General features: G+C 66.1%; 18 protein-coding genes. 14 read left to right on the top strand and 4 right to left on the bottom strand.

Annotation, left to right across the window (positions count from 1 at the left end; translation table 11 throughout):
• Positions 1–67: 67 nt before the first annotated feature.
• The 7 genes from ABKS89_RS28165 to hutG all read left to right on the top strand — a co-directional run bounded on the left by ABKS89_RS28165 (position 68) and on the right by hutG (position 8094).
• Positions 68–1480, top strand: a complete 1413-nt coding sequence (locus tag ABKS89_RS28165; RefSeq protein ID WP_081515367.1) for a purine-cytosine permease family protein — start codon at positions 68–70, stop codon at positions 1478–1480.
• A 79-nt stretch (positions 1481–1559) separates the two neighbouring features.
• Positions 1560–2531: an ABC transporter substrate-binding protein gene (locus ABKS89_RS28160; protein ID WP_138213884.1), complete on the top strand. Its 972-nt coding sequence runs from the start codon at positions 1560–1562 to the stop codon at positions 2529–2531.
• Positions 2532–2593: 62 nt separating this feature from the next.
• The gene (locus ABKS89_RS28155) at positions 2594–3448 is read left to right on the top strand and encodes an ABC transporter permease (protein ID WP_138213885.1); all 855 of its coding nucleotides are present in this window, start codon (positions 2594–2596) and stop codon (positions 3446–3448) included.
• A complete protein-coding gene (locus tag ABKS89_RS28150) occupies positions 3445–4260 on the top strand; it encodes a quaternary amine ABC transporter ATP-binding protein (protein ID WP_192293251.1) in 816 nt (271 codons plus the stop codon). Before ABKS89_RS28155 ends, ABKS89_RS28150 begins: the two co-directional genes overlap by 4 nt.
• A gap of 49 nt (positions 4261–4309) precedes the next feature.
• A complete protein-coding gene (gene hutH / locus ABKS89_RS28145) occupies positions 4310–5842 on the top strand; it encodes a histidine ammonia-lyase (protein WP_348588421.1) in 1533 nt (510 codons plus the stop codon).
• Positions 5839–7035 (top strand): imidazolonepropionase, encoded by a 1197-nt coding sequence (hutI, locus tag ABKS89_RS28140; protein ID WP_348588420.1) that lies wholly within the window; start codon positions 5839–5841, stop codon positions 7033–7035. Before hutH ends, hutI begins: the two co-directional genes overlap by 4 nt.
• Before the next feature lie 255 nt (positions 7036–7290).
• Positions 7291–8094: an N-formylglutamate deformylase gene (hutG, locus tag ABKS89_RS28135; RefSeq protein ID WP_348588419.1), complete on the top strand. Its 804-nt coding sequence runs from the start codon at positions 7291–7293 to the stop codon at positions 8092–8094.
• Positions 8095–8209: 115 nt separating this feature from the next.
• On the opposite strand, the gene ABKS89_RS28130 is transcribed toward hutG, so the two are convergent.
• On the bottom strand, positions 8210–9094 hold the full coding sequence (locus ABKS89_RS28130) for a tetratricopeptide repeat protein (RefSeq protein ID WP_348588418.1): 885 nt from the start codon (positions 9092–9094) through the stop codon (positions 8210–8212).
• A gap of 121 nt (positions 9095–9215) precedes the next feature.
• Positions 9216–10127 carry a LysR family transcriptional regulator gene (locus tag ABKS89_RS28125; RefSeq protein ID WP_138213891.1) on the bottom strand — a complete coding sequence of 304 codons (912 nt, stop codon included), beginning with the start codon at positions 10125–10127 and terminating at the stop codon, positions 9216–9218.
• Between the two features lie 131 nt (positions 10128–10258).
• On the opposite strand from ABKS89_RS28125, the gene ABKS89_RS28120 reads away from it, so the two are divergent.
• From ABKS89_RS28120 to ABKS89_RS28110, 3 genes are read left to right on the top strand one after another with little or no spacing between them, the layout of a single operon-like run.
• Positions 10259–11515 carry a D-amino acid dehydrogenase gene (locus ABKS89_RS28120; protein ID WP_348588417.1) on the top strand — a complete coding sequence of 419 codons (1257 nt, stop codon included), beginning with the start codon at positions 10259–10261 and terminating at the stop codon, positions 11513–11515.
• Positions 11516–11539: 24 nt separating this feature from the next.
• Positions 11540–11890 (top strand): RidA family protein, encoded by a 351-nt coding sequence (locus ABKS89_RS28115; RefSeq protein WP_138213893.1) that lies wholly within the window; start codon positions 11540–11542, stop codon positions 11888–11890.
• A gap of 38 nt (positions 11891–11928) precedes the next feature.
• On the top strand, positions 11929–12828 hold the full coding sequence (locus tag ABKS89_RS28110; protein WP_171039393.1) for a transporter substrate-binding domain-containing protein: 900 nt from the start codon (positions 11929–11931) through the stop codon (positions 12826–12828).
• A gap of 5 nt (positions 12829–12833) precedes the next feature.
• Here the strand turns inward: ABKS89_RS28110 and ABKS89_RS28105 are convergent, their stop codons facing one another.
• Positions 12834–13310, bottom strand: coding sequence for an NUDIX domain-containing protein (locus ABKS89_RS28105; protein WP_348588416.1), 477 nt, complete (start codon positions 13308–13310; stop codon positions 12834–12836).
• Positions 13307–13735: a hypothetical protein gene (locus ABKS89_RS28100; RefSeq protein WP_138213895.1), complete on the bottom strand. Its 429-nt coding sequence runs from the start codon at positions 13733–13735 to the stop codon at positions 13307–13309. Before ABKS89_RS28100 ends, ABKS89_RS28105 begins: the two co-directional genes overlap by 4 nt.
• Before the next feature lie 178 nt (positions 13736–13913).
• Here ABKS89_RS28100 and pip point away from each other — a divergent pair, with 178 nt between their 5' ends.
• From pip to mdoH, 4 genes are all read left to right on the top strand, one after another.
• Complete coding sequence (gene pip / locus ABKS89_RS28095) at positions 13914–14885, top strand: prolyl aminopeptidase (RefSeq protein WP_138213896.1); 972 nt, start codon at positions 13914–13916, stop codon at positions 14883–14885.
• Positions 14882–15319, top strand: coding sequence for a D-aminoacyl-tRNA deacylase (gene dtd, locus ABKS89_RS28090; protein WP_081515381.1), 438 nt, complete (start codon positions 14882–14884; stop codon positions 15317–15319). The genes pip and dtd overlap by 4 nt, the downstream gene beginning before the upstream one ends.
• Before the next feature lie 201 nt (positions 15320–15520).
• A complete protein-coding gene (locus tag ABKS89_RS28085) occupies positions 15521–17089 on the top strand; it encodes a glucan biosynthesis protein (RefSeq protein WP_518300975.1) in 1569 nt (522 codons plus the stop codon).
• Positions 17082–19655 carry a glucans biosynthesis glucosyltransferase MdoH gene (mdoH, locus tag ABKS89_RS28080; RefSeq protein ID WP_348588415.1) on the top strand — a complete coding sequence of 858 codons (2574 nt, stop codon included), beginning with the start codon at positions 17082–17084 and terminating at the stop codon, positions 19653–19655. Before ABKS89_RS28085 ends, mdoH begins: the two co-directional genes overlap by 8 nt.
• Positions 19656–19768 lie beyond the last annotated feature (113 nt).

Below are 19768 nucleotides of genomic sequence, written 5' to 3'. Positions count from 1 at the left end.
CGGCGGCCCGGTCCGTGAAGCAGCAGTACATCGACAGACAATAAATCCCTTCGGGAGAACAATAACGATGTCCCAGGCCAGTGATAGCTCCAAACCCCTGATCGAAGTGCGTTCGATCAACTACATCCCCGAGGCCGAGCGCCACGGCAAGCTCTACAGCCAGTTCACCCTGTGGCTGGGTGCCAACCTGCAGATCACCGCCATCGTCACCGGCGCCCTGGCCGTGGTGCTGGGCGGCGATGTGTTCTGGTCGCTGATCGGCCTGCTCATCGGCCAACTGCTGGGCGGCGGCGTGATGGCGCTGCACGCTGCCCAAGGGCCGAAACTCGGCCTGCCGCAGATGATCTCCAGCCGTGTGCAGTTCGGTGTCTATGGCGCGGCCATTCCGATCGTGCTGGTGTGCCTGATGTACCTGGGCTTCACCGCCACTGGCACCGTGCTGTCCGGCCAGGCGCTGGGCCAGCTGTTCGGCGTCAGCGACAGCGTCGGCATCCTGATGTTTGCCAGCGTGATCGTGCTGGTGACCGTGCTTGGCTACCGGGTGATCCACGTGATCGGCCGCATCGCCAGCGTCATCGGGGTGATCGCCTTCATCTACCTGTTCAGCCGCCTGGTGAACCAGACCGACGTTAGCGCGCTGCTGCAGATCCGTCACTTCAGCTGGAGCAGCTTCCTGCTCGCGGTGTCCCTGGCCGCTTCCTGGCAGATCGCCTTCGGCCCCTATGTCGCCGACTACTCGCGCTACCTGCCGAGCAAGACTTCCTCGGTGAAGACCTTCCTCGCCGTGGGCGCAGGTTCGGTGATCGGCGCGCAGGTGGCGATGATCTTCGGCGTGTTCGCCGCGGCCGGGGCCAACGGCCAGTTCGCCGGCCATGAAGTGGCCTACATCGTCGGCCTGAGCGGCAGTGGCGCCGTCGCCGCGCTGCTGTACTTCAGCATCGCCTTCGGCAAGATCACCATCTCGACGCTGAACTCCTACGGCAGCTTCATGTGCATCGCCACCGTGATCAGCGGCTTCCGTGGCCACCTGGAAGTGAGCCGCGTGCAGCGCCTGGTGTTCGTCCTGCTGATCGTCGGCGCCGCGACCCTGATCGCGCTGCTCGGCCAGCATTCGTTCCTCGGCGCCTTCAAGTCCTTCATCCTCTTCCTGCTGGCCTTCTTCACCCCGTGGAGCGCGGTCAACCTGGTCGACTACTACTGCATCACCCGCGAGCATTACGACGTGCCGGCGCTGGCTGATCCGGATGGCCGCTACGGCCGCTGGAACATCCCCGGCATCAGCGTCTACGTGATCGGCGTGCTGGTGCAGCTGCCCTTCATCTCCACCAAGTTCTACACCGGCCCGCTGGTGGACGCCCTGGGTGGCGTGGACATCTCCTGGATCATCGGCCTCGTGGTTCCGGCCGTTCTCTATTACCTGGTCGCCCGCCGCGTCACGCGGGCAGTACCGGACCGGCTGATCCTGCCGGCCCGCACCTGAACAGACCGGCCCGGCCGCGCGGCCACAAGCACTCGCGGCCCTTGCACTGCCCAACCTCATTCACGTTTAGGAGCATCAGATGAACAACACCAAGAAGACGCTGCTGGGCCTGTTCCTGTCCGCCGGTCTGCTGGGCGGCACCCTGGCATCGGCCCAGGCCGCCGGCTGGTGCGAGAGTGGCAAGCCGGTGAAGTTCGCCGGGCTGAACTGGGAGAGCGGCATGCTGCTCACCGACCTCATGCAGATCATCCTGAAGAACGGCTACGGCTGCGAAACCGACAGCCTGCCGGGCAACTCCATCACCATGGAGCAGGCGCTGGCGAACAACGACATCCAGATCTTCAGTGAGGAATGGATCGGCCGCAGCGACGCCTGGAACAAGGCCGCCGCCGCCAACAAGGTGGTCGGCGTGGGCGCGCCCATCGTCGGCGCCACCGAAGGCTGGTACGTGCCGCGCTTCGTGATCGAGGGCGACAAGGCGCGCAACATCGAAGCCAAGGCGCCTAACCTCAAGGCCGTGACCGACCTTGCGCAGTACGCCGAAGTCTTCCGCGATCAGGAAGAACCGGGCAAGGGCCGCTTCTACAACTGTCCGGCTGGCTGGACCTGCGAGCTGGAAAACTCCGAGATGCTGAAGAAGTACGGCCTCGAGGACAAGTACACCAACTTCCGCCCCGGCACCGGCCCGGCGCTGGATGCCGCCGTGCTGTCGAGCTACAAGCGCAAGGAGCCTATCCTCTTCTACTACTGGTCGCCGACGCCGCTGATGGGCCAGGCCGACCTGGTGAAGCTGGAGGAGCCGGGCGTGAACAAGGACGTGAAGATCCAGGTCGGTCTGTCGAAGGCCTTCCACGATCAGGCCCCGGAACTGGTGGCGGTGCTGGAGAAGGTCAACCTGCCCATCGACCTGCTGAACCAGAACCTGGCGAAGATGGCCAAGGAGAAGCTCACCTCCGAGCAACTGGCCAAGGCCTTCCTCAAGGAGCACCCGGAAGTGTGGACCACCTGGGTCAGCGAGGACGCTGCGAAGAAGGTCCAGGCCGCGCTCTGACGCCGCCGAATCCGGGGAGGCACTGCTTCCCCGGTGATGCCCACTCCTGACGAGTACGTGCCATGTTTCCCGAACGCTTCACTTTCTCCATCGCCGACTGGGTCAACGGTTGGGTCGATGCCCTGGTTACCAACTACGGCGACGTGTTCCGCCACATCTCCGACACCCTGCTGTGGGCCATCGTCAACCTGGAGAGCGTGCTGCGGGCCACTCCCTGGTGGCTGATGCTGGCCATCGTCGCCGGCATCGCCTGGCACGCCACCCGGCGCATCCTGCCGACCGTGGTCATCGTCGGCCTGCTGTTCCTGGTGGGCGCCGTGGGCCTGTGGGACAAGCTGATGCAGACCCTTGCGCTGATGATGGTGGCGACCCTCATCTCGGTGCTGATCGGCATCCCGCTGGGCATCGTCGCCGCGCGCAGCGACCGCTTCCGCGCCGTGCTGCTGCCGATGCTGGACATCATGCAGACCATGCCCAGCTTCGTGTACCTGATCCCGGTGCTGATGCTGTTCGGCCTGGGCAAGGTGCCGGCGATCTTCGCCACCGTGATCTACGCCGCTCCGCCGCTGATCCGTCTCACCGACCTGGGGATTCGCCAGGTCGACCGCGAGGTGATGGAAGCCATCACCGCCTTCGGCGCCAACCGCCGCCAGCAACTGTTCGGTGTGCAGCTGCCGCTGGCGCTGCCGAGCATCATGGCCGGCATCAACCAGACCACCATGATGGCCCTGTCAATGGTGGTCATCGCCTCGATGATCGGCGCCCGTGGGCTGGGCGAGGACGTGCTGGTGGGCATCCAGACGCTCAACGTCGGCAAGGGGCTGGAGGCGGGTCTCGCCATCGTCATCCTCGCCGTGGTCATCGACCGCATCACCCAGGCTTACGGCCGCTCGCGCCACCATGAGGCCAGCAAATGAGCAAGATCCAGGTCAAGAACGTCTACAAGATCTTCGGCGCCAAGGCCGACTCGGCGCTGGCGATGATCCGCCAGGGCAAGAGCAAGGCCGAGGTGCTCGCCGCCACCGATTGCGTGGTCGGTGTCAACGACCTCTCGCTGTCCATCGAGGCCGGGGAAATCTTCGTCATCATGGGCCTGTCCGGGTCCGGCAAGTCGACCCTGGTGCGCCACTTCAACCGCCTGATCGACCCCACCAGCGGGCAGATCCTGGTCGATGGCGAGGACGTGCTTGCCTATGACTCGGCCGCGCTGGAGAACTTCCGCCGGCGCAAGATCAGCATGGTGTTCCAGAGCTTCGGCCTGCTGCCGCACAAGAGCGTGCTCGACAACGTCGCCTACGGCCTGAAGATCCGCGGCGAGAGCAAGGCGCTGTGCCAGGAGCGCGCGCTGCACTGGATCGCCACCGTGGGCCTGAAGGGCTACGAGAAGTCCTACCCGCACCAGCTTTCCGGCGGCATGCGCCAGCGCGTCGGCCTGGCCCGCGCCCTGGCCGCGGACACCGACATCATCCTCATGGACGAAGCCTTCAGCGCCCTCGACCCGCTGATCCGCGCGGACATGCAGGACCAGCTGCTGGAGCTGCAGAAGACCCTGCACAAGACCATCGTCTTCATCACCCACGACCTCGATGAAGCCGTGCGCATCGGCAACCGCATCGCCATCCTCAAGGACGGCCAGCTGATCCAGGTGGGCGCGCCCGCCGACATCCTGCACAAGCCCGCCGACGAGTACGTCGACCGCTTCGTCCAGCGCCGCGTCGCCGCGCTGTAACACCATTCGCCGGCGGGGAAGGGGGCTTCCCCGCCTACAGGAGTTTTGCATGTCGTCGTCTTCCACCATCACCTTCGGCAACGGCCCGCTGCGCTGGCAGGACCTGGTCGAGGTGGCGCGCCAGGGTGCGCACCTGCAACTGTCGACGGCTGCCTGGGCACGCATCGACAACGCCCACGGCATCGTCGAACGCATCGTCAGCCGGGGGGAGCGCGCCTATGGCATCAGCACCGGCCTGGGTGCGCTGTGCAACGTGGTGCTGCAGGGCGAGCAACTGGCGCAGCTGTCGCGCAACACCCTGCTCAGTCATGCCTGCGGCGTGGGCGAGCCGCTGAAGGACGAACAGACCCGTGCGATCATCGCCGCCGCCATCGCCAACTACAGCCACGGAAAATCCGGCCTGCACCGTCGCGTGGTGGAAGCACTGCTGGCGCTGCTCAACCACGGCATCACCCCGCGCGTGCCGGCACAGGGCTCGGTGGGCTACCTGACCCACATGGCCCACGTCGGCGTGGCGCTGCTCGGGATCGGTGAAGTGAGCTATCGCGGCGAAGTGGTGCCGGCCTTCCAGGCGCTGGCCGCCGAAGGCCTGGAGCCGGTGCAACTGGGCGCCAAGGACGGGCTCTGCCTGGTCAACGGCACGCCGTGCATGACCGGCCTGAGCTGCCTCGCCCTCGAAGAAGCGACCCGCCTCGCGCAGTGGGCCGACGTGATCGGCGCCATGAGCTTCGAGGCCCTCCGCGGGCAGATCGACGCGTTCGACGCCGAGATCATCGCGCTCAAGCCGCACCCGGGCATGCAGAAGGTCGGCGCCAACCTGCGCGCGCTGCTGGAAGGCAGCGAAGTGATCGCGAGCAGCAAGGGTATCCGCACCCAAGACGCCCTGAGCATCCGCTCCATGCCGCAGATCCACGGCGCCTGCCGCGACCAGCTGGAGCACGCGGCGAAACAGATCGAGACCGAACTCAATTCCGCCACCGACAACCCGCTGGTGCTGGGCACGCCGGACGATTACCGGGTGGTGTCCCAGGCCAACCCCCACGGCGAATCCGTGGCCATGGCTGCCGACCTGCTGGCGATTGCCGTGGCTGAGCTGGGCGGGGTCTCCGAGCGCCGCCTGGACCGCCTGATCAACCCGCTGGTCAGCGGCCTGCCGGCCTTCCTGGTGAGCAAGCCGGGGGTCAACTCGGGGATGATGATCGTGCAGTACGTCGCCGCCGCCCTTGCCGGCGAGAATCGCCAGCTGGCGCAGCCGGCGGTGGTGGACAACTACGTCACCTCCGGCCTGCAGGAAGACCACCTGAGCCTGGGCACCAGCGCCGCGCTCAAGCTCGGCCGCGCCCTGGACAACAGTCGACGCATCCTCGCCATCGAATACCTGCTGGCCGCCCAGGCCTTCGAATTCCTCAAGCCGCAGCGCTTCGGCAGCGGCACCGATTGCGCCTGGAGCCTGCTGCGCGAACAGGTGCCGGCCTATGACAGCGACCGCTGGCTGGCGCCGGACATCGCCCGCGCCGCCGAGCTGCTGGCCGATCCGGCGGCGCTGCACAGCGTCGGCGCAAGCATCGGGAGACTGCAATGAAACACCTCTGGCAGCACTGCCACGCGGCGACCATGAAGGACGGCCGTTACTCGATCATCGAGGACGCCGCGATCATCACCGAAGGCGACCGCATCAGCTGGATCGGCCCGCGCGCCGAACTGCCCGAACGCCCGATCCAGAGCACTGACATGGGCGGCGCCTGGGTCACGCCCGGCTTCATCGACTGCCATACCCACCTGGTGTTCGGCGGTGACCGCAGCGGTGAGTTCGAGCAGCGCCTGAACGGTGTCAGCTATGCCGAGATCGCCGCGGCCGGCGGCGGCATTGCCAGCACCGTGCGCGCCACCCGCGAAGCGAGCGAGGACGAACTGCTGGCCAGCGCCATCAAGCGCGCCCGCCCATTGCTGGCCGATGGTGTGACCGTGCTGGAAGTGAAGTCCGGCTACGGCCTGGACCTCGACAGCGAGCGCCGCATGCTGCGCGTTGCCCGTCGCCTGGAGCAGGAGCTGCCGGTGACGGTACGCACCACCTGCCTGTCCGCCCACGCCTTGCCGCCGGAATACGTCGGCCGCGCTGACGAGTACATCGAGCAGGTCTGCAATCACATCCTCCCGGCGCTGGCCGAAGAGGGGCTGGTGGACGCGGTAGACGCCTTCTGCGAGCACCTGGCGTTCTCCCCGGCTCAGGTCGAGCGGGTGTTCCAGGCAGCCCAGCGCCTGGGCTTGCCGGTGAAGCTGCACGCCGAGCAATTGTCCTCGCTGCATGGCTCCAGCCTCGCCGCGCGGTATGGCGCGCTGTCCGCCGACCACCTGGAATTCATGGACGAGAGCGACGCCATTGCCATGGCCGAGGCCGGCACCGTCGCCGTGCTGCTGCCGGGCGCCTTCTTCGTCCTGCGCGAAACCCAGCTGCCGCCGATGGATGTCCTGCGCAAGCACGGCGTGAACATCGCCATCGCCAGTGACCTCAACCCCGGCACCTCGCCGGCGCTGTCCCTGCGCCTGATGCTGAACATGGCCTGCACCGCCTTCCGCCTGACCCCGGAAGAAGCCCTCGCCGGCGTCACCCTCAACGCCGCTCGTGCGCTGGGCATGGCTGACAGCCATGGCAGCCTGGAAGCGGGCAAGGTTGCCGACTTCATCGCCTGGGACATCCAGCGCCCCGCCGAACTCGCCTACTGGCTCGGCGGTGACCTGCCCAAGCGCGTCATTCGTCACGGCGAAGAGCTTTGAAGCCACAAGAGCAAAAACCCCTCACCCTAGCCCTCTCCCGCAAGCGGGAGAGGGGACCGGTTCGGCAGCACTCGAAACTCTGGCGTCAGCCTGCGAGCGAAGTGGCAGCGTGGCACGAGTGGCCCGCTTCAATCGGATGCCCCCTCTCCCTTCAGGGAGAGGGCTGGGGAGAGGGAAGCAGCGGCACGGGTTTCCAGCAGGAAACGTTGCTCGCACGAACAGCGAATACATCTCGCCCGTACTGGAGATAGCCCCATGGACAACGTTCTCGAATTCAAACGCGGCCGCGTGCCGCTGCTGATCAGCATGCCGCACCCCGGCACCCGCCTGACCCCGGCCGTGGAAAACGGCCTCGTAGATGAAGCCCGCGAGCTGGCCGACACCGACTGGCACATCCCACGGCTCTACGCCTTCGCCGAAGAGCTGGGCGCCAGCACCCTGGCCGCCGGCTACTCGCGCTACGTCATCGACCTGAATCGCCCGGCCGATGACAAGCCGCTGTACAGCACCGCCACCACCGGCCTCTACCCCGACACGCTGTTCGACGGCCGCCCGCTGTTCAAGGTCGGCCAGACGCCGTCGGCCGAGGAGCGCGCGCGTTACCTTGCGGAAGTCTGGACGCCCTACCACCGTACCCTGGCTGATGAGCTGGCGCGCCTGAAGGCCGAGTTCGGCTACGCGCTGCTGTGGGATGCACACTCCATCGCCTCGGTGATCCCGCACCTGTTCGACGGCAAGCTGCCGGACTTCAACATCGGCACCAACAGCGGCGCGAGCTGCGACGCGGAACTGGCCGAGCGACTGGTCGCGGTGTGCGCCGACGCACCGGTCTACCGGCACATCCTCAATGGCCGCTTCAAGGGCGGGCACATCACCCGCCAGTACGGCCAGCCGCAGGACAACGTGCATGCGGTGCAACTGGAACTCGCGCAGTGCAACTACATGGGTGAGCACGCGCCCTTCGGCTACCGCGAAGACCTCGCCGCACCGACCGCCCAGGTGCTCCGGCGCATGCTGGAAACCTTCATCGCCTGGGGCCGCGAGCGCTACGGTCGCTGAGTTTTACGCAGCTTCCTGCCGCGCCGGGACTGTCGGCGCGGCGCCGCCGGACCACGCATCCCGGCGGCGTTTCCCCGGTGCGGCAGGGGGCTGTCTTTTCATTCGTCGCGTCGCTTCAGCGGCGCACACCTTCCAGGGTGCATTCGATGTGCTCGACGCACCGCTGATCGTTTGCCCAGTCGGCCAGCACCGCGCGCAGTCGGGCCTCGTCGCTGGTCGCGACGGCGAGCAACTGCTCCTGCTGCCAGCTTTCCTCTTCCTCCAGCTCGTGATCGTGCTGCTCGTGCGGATGGCCTTCCGAGCATTGGCGGCACAGTACGCGCACGTTCTTCGACCAGGACTCGTTGGCGATGTCCAGTTCGTCCAGGCGTTGCTGCAACTCGTCGAGGTCTTCCGGCGAGCCGAGTCGGAGGTTGATTTCGTAGGTGCTGTGCGGGGACGCGGTGAACAGCTCGAGGACGTTGAACACCGGATACTCACGGCCCTGGTTCTCGCGGTAGCCGACCGCGGCGCCGTCGTGCAGGACGATGTCGCCATGGCGAAACCCCGAATCCGGATAGGGGATGTTCAGCAAACTGGCGCGCACCGGGTCGATGCGCTGCGCCCAGACGACTTCGGCGCTCTCGTCGGCATTCAGGCGCACTGGGGTCATGCCGAAATCGGCCTCGATCGGCCGGTCGCCCAGTTCGATGGAAATCCCGAGTCGGTTCCACACGGCCCGCGCGCAGCTCCAGTCGCGCAGCGCCGTGGCGGCGATGGCGAGGTTCCAGTTGGCCGCTTCATCGTCCGGCGTCAGGTCGACGGCCTGCTGGTTGTAACGCTGCGAGGCGGGCCAGTCGCCGCGGTATTTGTAGATCAGGCCGATGTTGTAGTGGGTTTCCGACTTCTCCGGCGCGAGCTCGATGGCCTGGAGATACAGCGCCAGGGCCGCATCGCTATCGCCCTGGTCGTCCAGGGTCATGGCTTGTTGGTGCAGTGCGTCGGCTTTCTCGCGGGACATGGCTTTCCTTGTCGGTTCGACTCAATGGCGTCCTGGTGTACCCGAAGGGCACAGATGAGGCCGCCACTTTAAACCAAGGATGCCGCTCTGCCCGGTCTGCTCGCCCGCGCCATCCGGGAAACTATTCGAAGCGATGCTGCGCCAGCTGCTTCTCGGCATGCCGCACCAGCATCTCCAGTAATAGCGCCTGGGTATGCGGTGGGGTTTCGTCGGCGCGGGTCAGGGCGTAGAGCGTCACCTTCACGGTGGGCGTCAGGGTGCGCTGCACTGTCAGGCGCTCGTCCGCGCCCAGCGCGGTGAAGGGATCGACCAGCGCCAGTCCCGTGCCAGCTTCCACCAGCGTGCGTGCCAGGGCATAGGTCTGCACCGCGATGCGCACGCGCGGTGGCGGTTCGACGTTGGCCAGATGGCTTTCCAGGCGGGCCGACAGCGGGTCGGAAGTGGACAACCCGATCATCGGTTCGCCGGCCAGTTCGTCCAGCGTCAGGGGCTGGCCGAGGCGCTCCGCCGGCCAGTGGCCGCGCGGCGCCAGGGCCACCAGCGGGCCGCTGGCGATGGGCTGCGAGCGCAGGCCGGGGTGGTCGGTCTGCTGCAGGGTGAGGGCGAGGTCGAGCTCGCGCATCAGCAGGTTCTGCACCAGTTCGCGGGAATGCTGCGTGGCCAGTTCGCAGCTGCTTTGCGGGTAGCGGTCGGTCCATTCGCGGATCACCGGCGGCAGCAGCGAAAGCGCCATCGCCGGCGTGGCGCCCACGCGCAGGCGGTTCTCCGGCTGGCCGCGCAGGCTCTGCGCGAGGCGGCGCACGCCCTGCAGGCTTTCGCTGACCTTGGCCACTTCGCGCTCCAGCTCCAGCGCTTCGGGTGTCGCCTGCAACTTTCCGCGAACACGGAGAAAGAGCGGGAAGCCCAACTGCTGCTCGGCATGCTGCAGCACCTTGGTCACCGCCGGCTGCGAGACGTGTAGCAATTGCGCGGCGCCGCTGACCGAGCCAGTCTCGCGGATGGCCTGGAACACTTCGATATGGCGCAGGCGCATGGGCGTCTCCCTTGTGTGGATAACCGATGCGTATAACGCAAGGTTATGGGTTACCCATGTTTATTCATTGTTCGTCGCCTGTCACCCGCGCCTAAGGTCGAGGCCAGGTTTGGATGGGCAGTGAGACGGCAATGGCACAGCGGGTATGCATCATCGGCGCGGGCGTGGTCGGGTTGGCCACGGCCCAGGCGCTGGTCCTCGAAGGCTTCGACGTCACCGTGCTGGAGGCGCGGGATCAGGCCGGGCTGGAAACCAGCTTCGCCAACGGCGGCCAACTGTCCTACCGCTATGTCGCGCCGCTGGCCGATGCCGGCGTGCCGCAGCAGGCGCTGGGCTGGCTGCTGCGCGGGGACTCGCCACTGCGTCTGCGCCCGCGCCTGGACCCGGCGCAATGGCGCTGGCTGCTGGAGTTCACCGCCGCCTGCCGGCGCTCGGTGAACCAGGCCAACGCCAAACACCTTCTGCGCCTCGCGCTGTTCAGCCAGGGCACATTGGCGCAGTGGCGCGAGGACGGGCTGGACGGTTTCGACTGGCGGCGCAACGGCAAGCTGGTGGCCTTCCGCGACGAAGGCAGCTTGCGCAGTGCGCGGCAGAACCTGTCTGACCCTGCCGAACAATTCGTGCTCTCGGCGCAGCAGTGCCGCGAGCTGGACCCGGCGCTGGAGCGCGCGCCCTTCGTGGGAGGCATTCATACGCCGGATGAGGAGGTCGCCGACTGCTTCCTGTTCTGCCAGCGGTTGGCCGAGCGTCTCCAGGCATCCGGTCGCTGCCAGATTCTCTATGGTCACCCGGCGTCCCGGCTGATCCAGCGCAACGGCGCCGTGGTCGGAGTGGAGGCGGGCGGGGCGGCTGGTGCGGAAAGCTTCGAGGCTGATCACGTGGTGCTCGCCGCCGGCTACCGCAGCGCCGCGTTGCTGACGGGCGGGCCGCGCCTGCCGCTCTACCCGCTCAAGGGCTACAGCCTGACCGCGCCGATTCGTGCCGGTGATCAAGCGCCGGATGTGAGCCTGACCGACTACGACCGCAAAGTGGTCTATGCGCGCATTGGCGAGCAACTGCGCATTGCCGCCATGGTTGACATCGTCGGCTTCGACCCGCGCCTGGAGCCCAAGCGGCTGGCGCTGATCCGCCAGCAGGCGGCGGACACGCTGCCCGAAGCCTGCGATTACGGTGCCGCGATCGAATGGGCCGGGATGCGCCCGGCCACGCCCACCGGCGTGCCGCTGGTGGGCGCCTGCGGGCCGCGCGGGCTTTGGCTGAATCTTGGCCACGGCGCTCTCGGCTTTACCTTGGCCTGCGGCAGTGCAGAGCTGATCGCCGCGCAGATCAGCGGGCGCAAACCCGGCATCGACACCAGCGGCCTGACGCCCGAACGGCTGGCCGGCTGATTCCATCGAATAGGGAGACTCACCATGCAACTCACACGCATCGCCACCAACGACCGCCTTTCCGGCGCTATGGTCTTCGGCTCGCTGGTTTTCCTCTCCGGGCAGGTGCCCGGCCAGGCCACCGATATCCAGGGCCAGACCCGCGAAGTGCTGGCGAAGATCGACGCACTGCTGGCCGAAGCTGGCAGCGACAAGGCGAACATCCTCAGCGCGACCATTTACCTGAAGGACATCGCGGCAGACTTCGAGGCCATGAACGGTGTCTGGTCCGCCTGGCTGCCCGAAGGCTGCGCGCCGACCCGCACCACGGTGCAGGCGCTGTTGGCGCGGCCGTCGGTACTGGTGGAAATCACCGTGATCGCCGCGCGCCCCTGACCTCAACCCGACTCACAACAACAAGAGGGACCGAACCCATGAAACGACTCGCACTGGGAATGCTGGCGGCGTCCAGCCTGGTCTGCGCGCTGGCGCAGGCGAACGAAGCGCTGGATGGCACGCTGAAGAAAGTCGCCGATCGCGGCACGATAACCCTGGGTTATCGCGACGCCTCGGTGCCGTTCTCATACCTGGGCGACAACAGCGGGCAGCCCATGGGCTACTCGGTGGACCTGGCCGGCAAGGTGGTCGAGCGCATCAAGCAGAAGCTCGACAAGCCGGACCTGAAAGTGAAGTACAACCTGGTGACCTCGCAGACGCGCATCCCGCTGGTGCAGAACGGCACGGTCGATCTGGAGTGCGGCTCCACCGGCGTCACCGCCGAGCGCCAGAAGCAGGTCGCCTTCTCCTACGGATTCATCTACGTGAAGGGCCAGTTGCTGACCGCCAAGGACAGCGGCATCCAGGGCTTCGACGACCTCAAGGGCAAGAACGTGGTGACCACCGCCGGCACCACCAACGAGCGCTACCTCAAGGCCTACAACGCCGAACACAAGCTGGGCATGAACGTGGTCAGCGCCAAGGATCACGGCGAAGCCTTCCTCATGCTGCAATCCGGCCGCGCGGTGGCCTTCTACATGGACGACGCGCTGCTCTACGGCGAGAAGGCCAAGGCACGCGACCCGCACCATTGGGTCGTGGTGGGCGAGCCGCAGTCACGGGAAATCTACGCCTGCATGGTGCGCCGCGACGATCCGCAGTTCCTCGCCCTGGTCAACCAGACCCTGGCCGACCTCTACGCCTCGGGCGAGATCAAGGGCATCTACCAGCGCTGGTTCGAGCAACCGATCCCGCCGAAGAACCTCAACCTGGAATTCCCCATGACCGCCGAGCTGCAGGAGATCATCGCCAAGCCCACCAGCGAACCGGTGCAGTAACGCCGCTAGCGTTGCAGGCCGAGGTGGCGGATCAGTGGCTGCGCCTCGGCCAGGCGCTCCCAGACATCGTCGAGCAATTCGGCGGGGTAGTAGGAGGGCAGGCGCGGCAGTTCCTGGCGCGGCACCCAGGCGACCTCGCGGATATCGAACTCGTCGCCGCCCATGCCGCGCAGGTTGTCCAGGCTGACCCGGCCATCCCAGGCGTCCACGCGGTAGAACAGCTCCATGTGGAAGCGCCCGGCCACCGGCTCGGCGAACTCGCGCACGTAGACCAGCGGGCCGACTTCCACCGCCAGCCCGGTTTCCTCCCGGCACTCGCGCCGCACCGTGTCGCGAGTGGATTGGTCCTTGTCCGACTCAAAGCCGCCGCCCGGCGGAATCCAGTACACGTCGCCGGCCACCTCGTGGCGCACCAGCAGGATCTCGTCGTTGCGCAGCAGCAGGCCGGCGGCGCGGATGCGGTGTTGCAGGGGGAGAGTCATTGCCAGTCGAGCCTCGCCAGTTTCCATTCAGAACCCTCGCGCCACCACTCCAGCTTCACGGAATAATGCCCGGCGCTGTCGGGGATGAGGTTCTCGGCGCCGGTGAGGGCGACCTGCGCGTCGGTATGGCCGCGATTGGTATAGGTCGGGTCTATCCGGCTCTCGCTGCTGAGCAGGATCACCTTGACCTGCTGGTGGCGCAGGAACATCAGCGTCATGGTGCGCTTGGCCCAGTCGCGGTCGAACTCGCCATTGGCGCGGAAATCGCCGGCCAGCTGATCGATCACGGCCCCGCTATTCTTGGCTTCGAGGTTGTCCTGCAATTGTTTGACGGCGGCATCCAGTTGCGCGCGCGGATCGTCCCGGCCACAGCCGCTCAGAGCGAACAGCAGCAGGAACAGAGAAAGAAACAACTTCCGTGGCATGGCTCACTAACTCCCTTATGGGTTTTTCGCTGGCCCGAGTATCATGCCCGACACCGTGGGGGCCGAAGACTTTCGATGGAAGTCGCGCCGCGGCAACGCGACTTTCTATAAGGTGGCGACAGGCCCTAGGATGGTTACTGGTCCGGAGCGACCGTACGTACTGATCCAGGAGCGAGCCATGCAAACTTTGTATCCGGAAATCAAGCCTTACGCGCGCCATGAACTGGCCGTCGAAGCGCCGCACGTCCTCTATGTGGACGAGAGCGGCACGCCCGACGGATTGCCGGTTCTGTTCATCCATGGTGGCCCGGGCTCCGGTTGCGATGCCATGTCGCGGCGCTTCTTCGATCCCAATATCTACCGCATCGTCACCTTCGACCAGCGCGGCTGTGGCCGCTCCACGCCCTACGCGAGCCTGGAGAACAACACCACCTGGCACCTGGTCGAGGATATCGAGCGCATCCGCGAGCACCTGGGTATCGACAAGTGGGTGCTGTTCGGCGGCTCCTGGGGCTCGACCCTGTCGCTGGCCTACGCCCAGGCACATCCCGAGCGCGTGCTGGCGCTGATCGTACGCGGCATCTTCCTCTGCCGCCCGCAGGAAATTCGCTGGTTCTACCAGGAAGGCGCTAGCCGCCTGTTCCCTGATTATTGGGAGGACTACCTGGCGCCGATTCCTGCCGACGAGCACGACGACCTGCTGCACGCCTTCCACCGCCGCCTGACCGGCCCGGACCAGATCGCCCAGATGCACGCCGCCCGCGCCTGGTCCACCTGGGAAGGCCGTACCGCCACGCTGCGACCGAACCCGGCGGTGGTCGAGCGCTTCGCCGACCCGCACCGCTCGCTGTCCATTGCGCGCATCGAAAACCATTACTTCGTCAACGACGGCTTCCTCGAGCCCGACCAGCTGCTGCGCGACATGCACAAGATCGCCCACCTGCCGGGCGTGATCGTCCACGGCCGCTATGACGTGGTCTGCCCGCTGGACAACGCCTGGGCGCTGCACAAGGCCTGGCCCAACAGCGAGCTGCAGATCGTCCGCGACGCCGGTCACGTGGCCGCGGAGCCGGGCATCACCGATGCGCTGGTGCGCGCCACCAACGAAATCGGCCGGCGCCTGCTGAACCTGCCGCCGGAGGCTGAATGAAGGGTCTGATCCAGCGGGTGCGTGGCGCCCGCGTCGAGGTCGACGGCGAAATCGTCGGCGCCATCGACCATGGGCTGCTGGCCCTGGTAGGGGTCGAACCCCAGGATGATGAAGAGTCAGTGAACCGTTTGTTGCACAAGCTGCTTAACTATCGAGTGTTTGGCGACGATGAAGGTAAAATGAACCTTTCATTGAGCGATGTCGGCGGCGGTCTGCTGCTGGTTTCGCAGTTCACCCTGGCCGCGGATACCCGAAAGGGGCTGCGACCGAGCTTTTCCAGCGCGGCGCCACCTGAAAAGGGCGCCGCGTTGTTCGATCTACTCGTGGAACAGGCGCGAGAGCGTCATCCGCTGGTCGCCACTGGCCGTTTTGGCGCCAACATGCAGGTCCACCTGGTCAATGACGGCCCGGTGACCTTTCTACTGGAGGCTTGAACGCGCGGCAGCTTGTCATATCGCCGTGGGATGATGGTTAGGGCTTATGCACTTAGAACAATGCGCCTCCGGGAGCTCGAAGTACCCGTGGAAAAAATCGGGGAATCATTCAGGCTCACCGGGGTCGGAATTCAATCGCCAGCAGATTGGCATCGCCTTTGCTGGCTTTAATCGTTTTGTGTTCACGGACGAGGGGGACTCGTGATTTTCCGTTCCGTTCAACAACCGCTTTCGCGCCAAATCCTTCGCGGACTGGTCGGCTCCGCCCTGTTGGCGTTGAGCGCTACCCATGCCTGGGCCTTCAATCTCGACGACGTTGGCGAAAAGGCCAAGGCGCTGGCTGCAGAGAAGTACAGCGCACCGACGAGCAACCTGCCATCGGAATTCAGCGAAATGAAGTTCGCCGATTACCAGCAGATTCGCTTCCGTAACGAGAAGGCCTACTGGGCCGTCGAGAAGACCCCCTTCAAGATCAGCTTCTATCATCAGGGCATGCACTTCGACACCCCGGTGAAGATCAACGAAGTCACGGCGACCGACGTCAAGGAGATCAAATACGATCCCTCCCGTTTCGACTTCGGTTCCCTGAAGTTCGACGCCAATGCCACCAAGGATCTGGGCTACGCCGGCTTCCGCCTGCTGTACCCGATCAACGCCCCCGACAAGCAGGACGAGATCGCCACCTTCCTGGGTGCGAGCTACTTCCGCATCATCGGCAAGGACCAGTGGTGGGGCCTCTCCGCCCGTGGCCTGGCGCTGGACACCGCGCTGCCGTCGGGTGAGGAATTCCCGCGCTTCCGCGAGTTCTGGATCGAGAAGCCCAAGCCCAAGGACAAGCACCTGGTGATCTTCGCGCTGCTGGATTCGCCCCGTGCGACCGGCGCGTACCGCTTCACCATCCGTCCGGGCAACGACACCGTGGTCGATGTGAAGGCCCGCGTGTTCCTGCGCGACAAGGTGACCAAGCTGGGCCTGGCACCGCTGACCAGCATGTTCCTGTTCGGCTCCAACCAGCCGTCGCCGGAGCACAACTTCCGTCCGGAGCTGCATGATTCCACCGGCCTGCAGATCCATGCTGGCAACGACGAGTGGATCTGGCGCCCGCTGAACAACCCGAAACACCTGTCCGTCAGCGCCTACAGCGTCGAGAACCCGCGTGGCTTCGGTCTGCTGCAGCGTGGCCGCGAATTCTCCCGCTACGAAGACCTCGACGACCGCTACGACCTGCGTCCGTCCGCCTGGGTCGAGCCGCAGGGCGACTGGGGCAAGGGCACCATCGAGCTGGTGGAAATCCCGACCCCGGACGAGACCAACGACAACATCGTCGCCTTCTGGAACCCCGAGAAGCGCCCGGAGGCCGGCGAGCCGCTGGACTTCGCCTACCGCATGCGCTGGACCAAGGACGAGCAGGCCCTGCACGATCCGAAGAACGCCTGGGTCATGCAGACCCTGCGCTCGGTCGGTGACGTGAAGCAGAAGAACCTGATCCGCCAGCCGGATGGCAGTGTCGCCCTGGTCGTCGATTTCGTCGGCCCGACCCTGAAGGCGCTGGCAGGCGATGCCCCGGTGAGCACCCAGGTGAGCACCGACGACAACGCCGAAGTGAAGGAAAACAGCCTGCGCTACAACGCAGTGACCCAGGGCTGGCGTCTGACCCTGCGGATCAAGGTCAAGGATCCGAAGAAGCCGACGGAAATGCGTGCTGCCCTGGTGAACGGTGGCCAGACCATTTCCGAAACCTGGAGCTACCAGCTGCCTGCCGATGAATAACTCCACCGCTACCACCGCGCCGGTGGCCGACTACCTCGCGCACCTGCCCCTTTCGGCGCAGGAGCGTGAGCAGCTGGCCAGGGCCGGTTCCTTCAGCGAGCTGCACGAGCAGCTCGCTGGCGATGCCCAAGGTGATGACGCTGCACTGGCTTCGGTCGGTGCGCGTCTGCGCCACGGCTATGGCCAGGACCTCGACGATGCCCAGATGCTGGGCATGGACGACAACGGCCGCACTTACCTCAAGGCCGCACCGCCGATCCAGCGCACCAAGGTAATCCCCGAACCCTGGCGCACCAACCCGATCATGCGCGGCTGGCGCCGCCTGACCGGGCGCAGCAACCCCTCCAAGCCTTCCCGTGACCTGCCCAAGGCGCGCTGGCAGCGGGTCGGCTCGCTGCGCCGGTTCATCCTGGTCCTGCTCATGCTCGGCCAGACCAGCGTCGCTACCTATTACATGAAAGGCATCCTGCCCTACCAGGGCTGGGCCTTCGTCGACCTCGAAGAGATCAACCGCCAGACCTTCCTGCAGACCCTGGAACAGGTGCTGCCGTACGTCATCCAGTTCGGCGTGCTGGCGCTCTTTGCCATCCTCTTCTGCTGGGTCTCGGCAGGTTTCTGGACCGCCCTGATGGGCTTCTGGGAACTGCTCACCGGCCGCGACCGCTACCGCATCTCCGGCAGCAGCGCGGGCAGCGAGCCGATCGCTCCTGACGCGCGCACCGCCATCGTCATGCCGATCTGTAACGAGGACGTCCCGCGCGTCTTCGCCGGCCTGCGGGCGACCTACGAATCGGTGGCGGCCAGCGGCGAGCTGGATCGCTTCGACTTCTTCGTGCTCAGCGACACCAACCAGCCCGATATCGCCATGGCCGAAGAGAAGGCCTGGATCGAGCTGTGCAAGGAAGCCCTGGGCTTCGGTCGCATCTTCTACCGTCGCCGCCGGCGCCGGGTGAAGCGCAAGAGCGGCAACATCGACGACTTCTGCCGTCGCTGGGGCGGCCAGTACAAGTACATGGTCGTCATGGACGCCGACAGCGTGATGAGTGGCGACTGTCTGACCAAGCTGGTGCGCCTGATGGAGGCCAACCCCGAGGCTGGCATCATCCAGACCGCACCCAAGGCGTCGGGCATGGACACCCTCTATGCGCGCATGCAGCAGTTCGCCACCCGCGTCTACGGCCCGCTGTTCACCGCCGGCCTGCACTTCTGGCAGCTGGGCGAATCCCACTACTGGGGCCACAACGCGATCATCCGGGTGAAACCCTTCATCGAGCACTGCGCCCTGGCGCCGTTGCCGGGCAAGGGTTCCTTCGCTGGCGCGATCCTCTCCCACGACTTCGTCGAAGCCGCGCTGATGCGCCGCGCCGGCTGGGGCGTGTGGATCGCCTACGACCTGGAAGGCAGCTACGAGGAATTGCCGCCCAACCTGCTGGACGAGCTCAAGCGCGACCGCCGCTGGTGCCACGGCAACCTGATGAACTTCCGCCTGTTCCTGGTCAAGGGCATGCACCCGGTGCACCGCGCGGTGTTCCTCACCGGCGTGATGTCCTACCTGTCGGCGCCGCTGTGGTTCTTCTTCCTGGTGCTGTCCACCGCGCTGCTGGCGGTGCACCAGCTGATGGAGCCGCAGTACTTCCTGGAGCCGCGCCAGCTGTTCCCGATCTGGCCGCAGTGGCACCCGGAGAAGGCCATCGCCCTGTTCTCCACCACCCTGACCCTGCTGTTCCTGCCCAAGCTGCTCAGCGTCATGCTGATCTGGGCCAAGGGCGCCAAGGGCTACGGCGGTGTGATCAAGGTGACGATGAGCATGCTGCTGGAGATGTTCTTCTCCGTGCTGCTCGCCCCGGTACGCATGCTCTTCCACACCCGCTTCGTGCTGGCCGCGTTCCTCGGCTGGGAAGCCCAGTGGAAGTCGCCGCAGCGTGACGACGACGACACCCCGTGGAGCGAGGCGATCCGCCGCCATGGCCTGCAAACCCTGCTGGGCCTGTGCTGGGCGCTGCTGGTGGCGTGGCTGAATCCGCGCTTCCTGTGGTGGTTGTCGCCCATCGTCGGTGCCCTGATGCTGTCGATCCCGGTCTCGGTGATCAGCAGCCGGGTCAAGCTCGGCCTGGCCTCGCGCGACGAGAAGCTGTTCCTCATTCCCGAGGAATACGACACTCCCCGCGAGCTGCGTGCCACCGACGAGTACACCTACCAGAACCGCTGGCAGGCGCTGAAGGACGGCTTCGTCCGCTCCGCCGTCGACCCGGTACTGAACGCCCTGGCGTGCGCCATGGGCACTGCCCGCCACGGCCAGTCCGCCGCCATCGAAGCGACCCGCACCGCGCTGGTCGAGAAGGCGCTGGAAGCCGGCCCCGAGCAGCTCGACGGCAATCGTCGCCTGGCGCTGCTGAGCGACCCGGTGGCGCTGTCGCGCCTGCACCTGGCGCTCTGGCAGGGTGACAAGGAACAGTGGATCGGTCCCTGGCGGCAATCGCTGCAGGCCGATGCCCATGCCCCGGCCGTGCCCCTGGCGCCGGTCGCGGAGCAGGGCGCCATGGCACTGCCCGCCGCGCAATCCTGACCCAGCGCCTCCCTCGTCCCGTCCGGGGCGAGGGAGGCGTGGCGGTTTAGCCTGTTTTCCCCGCGCACCGCTGCTGGTACCCTTCGCCAGCTATCCAGAAAAGATTGAGATAT

Origin of the sequence: Pseudomonas sp. LABIM340, from assembly GCF_040017195.2 — a bacterium.
Taxonomy (GTDB): Bacteria; Pseudomonadota; Gammaproteobacteria; order Pseudomonadales; family Pseudomonadaceae; genus Pseudomonas.
This window is presented reverse-complemented; position numbering and strand designations above follow the sequence as displayed.

What these genes read in the sequence shown, in the direction of transcription:
- dtd (WP_081515381.1), top strand. Translation starts at nt 14,882, where the DNA reads ATGAAGGGTCTGATCCAGCGGGTGCGTGGCGCCCGCGTCGAGGTCGAC.
- ABKS89_RS28125 (WP_138213891.1), bottom strand. Translation starts at nt 10,127, where the DNA reads ATGCGCCTGCGCCATATCGAAGTGTTCCAGGCCATCCGCGAGACTGGC.
- ABKS89_RS28130 (WP_348588418.1), bottom strand. Translation starts at nt 9,094, where the DNA reads ATGTCCCGCGAGAAAGCCGACGCACTGCACCAACAAGCCATGACCCTG.
- ABKS89_RS28110 (WP_171039393.1), top strand. Translation starts at nt 11,929, where the DNA reads ATGAAACGACTCGCACTGGGAATGCTGGCGGCGTCCAGCCTGGTCTGC.
- ABKS89_RS28100 (WP_138213895.1), bottom strand. Translation starts at nt 13,735, where the DNA reads ATGCCACGGAAGTTGTTTCTTTCTCTGTTCCTGCTGCTGTTCGCTCTG.
- ABKS89_RS28165 (WP_081515367.1), top strand. Translation starts at nt 68, where the DNA reads ATGTCCCAGGCCAGTGATAGCTCCAAACCCCTGATCGAAGTGCGTTCG.
- hutG (WP_348588419.1), top strand. Translation starts at nt 7,291, where the DNA reads ATGGACAACGTTCTCGAATTCAAACGCGGCCGCGTGCCGCTGCTGATC.
- ABKS89_RS28150 (WP_192293251.1), top strand. Translation starts at nt 3,445, where the DNA reads ATGAGCAAGATCCAGGTCAAGAACGTCTACAAGATCTTCGGCGCCAAG.
- hutI (WP_348588420.1), top strand. Translation starts at nt 5,839, where the DNA reads ATGAAACACCTCTGGCAGCACTGCCACGCGGCGACCATGAAGGACGGC.
- ABKS89_RS28155 (WP_138213885.1), top strand. Translation starts at nt 2,594, where the DNA reads ATGTTTCCCGAACGCTTCACTTTCTCCATCGCCGACTGGGTCAACGGT.
- pip (WP_138213896.1), top strand. Translation starts at nt 13,914, where the DNA reads ATGCAAACTTTGTATCCGGAAATCAAGCCTTACGCGCGCCATGAACTG.
- ABKS89_RS28160 (WP_138213884.1), top strand. Translation starts at nt 1,560, where the DNA reads ATGAACAACACCAAGAAGACGCTGCTGGGCCTGTTCCTGTCCGCCGGT.
- hutH (WP_348588421.1), top strand. Translation starts at nt 4,310, where the DNA reads ATGTCGTCGTCTTCCACCATCACCTTCGGCAACGGCCCGCTGCGCTGG.
- ABKS89_RS28120 (WP_348588417.1), top strand. Translation starts at nt 10,259, where the DNA reads ATGGCACAGCGGGTATGCATCATCGGCGCGGGCGTGGTCGGGTTGGCC.
- ABKS89_RS28105 (WP_348588416.1), bottom strand. Translation starts at nt 13,310, where the DNA reads ATGACTCTCCCCCTGCAACACCGCATCCGCGCCGCCGGCCTGCTGCTG.
- ABKS89_RS28115 (WP_138213893.1), top strand. Translation starts at nt 11,540, where the DNA reads ATGCAACTCACACGCATCGCCACCAACGACCGCCTTTCCGGCGCTATG.
- mdoH (WP_348588415.1), top strand. Translation starts at nt 17,082, where the DNA reads ATGAATAACTCCACCGCTACCACCGCGCCGGTGGCCGACTACCTCGCG.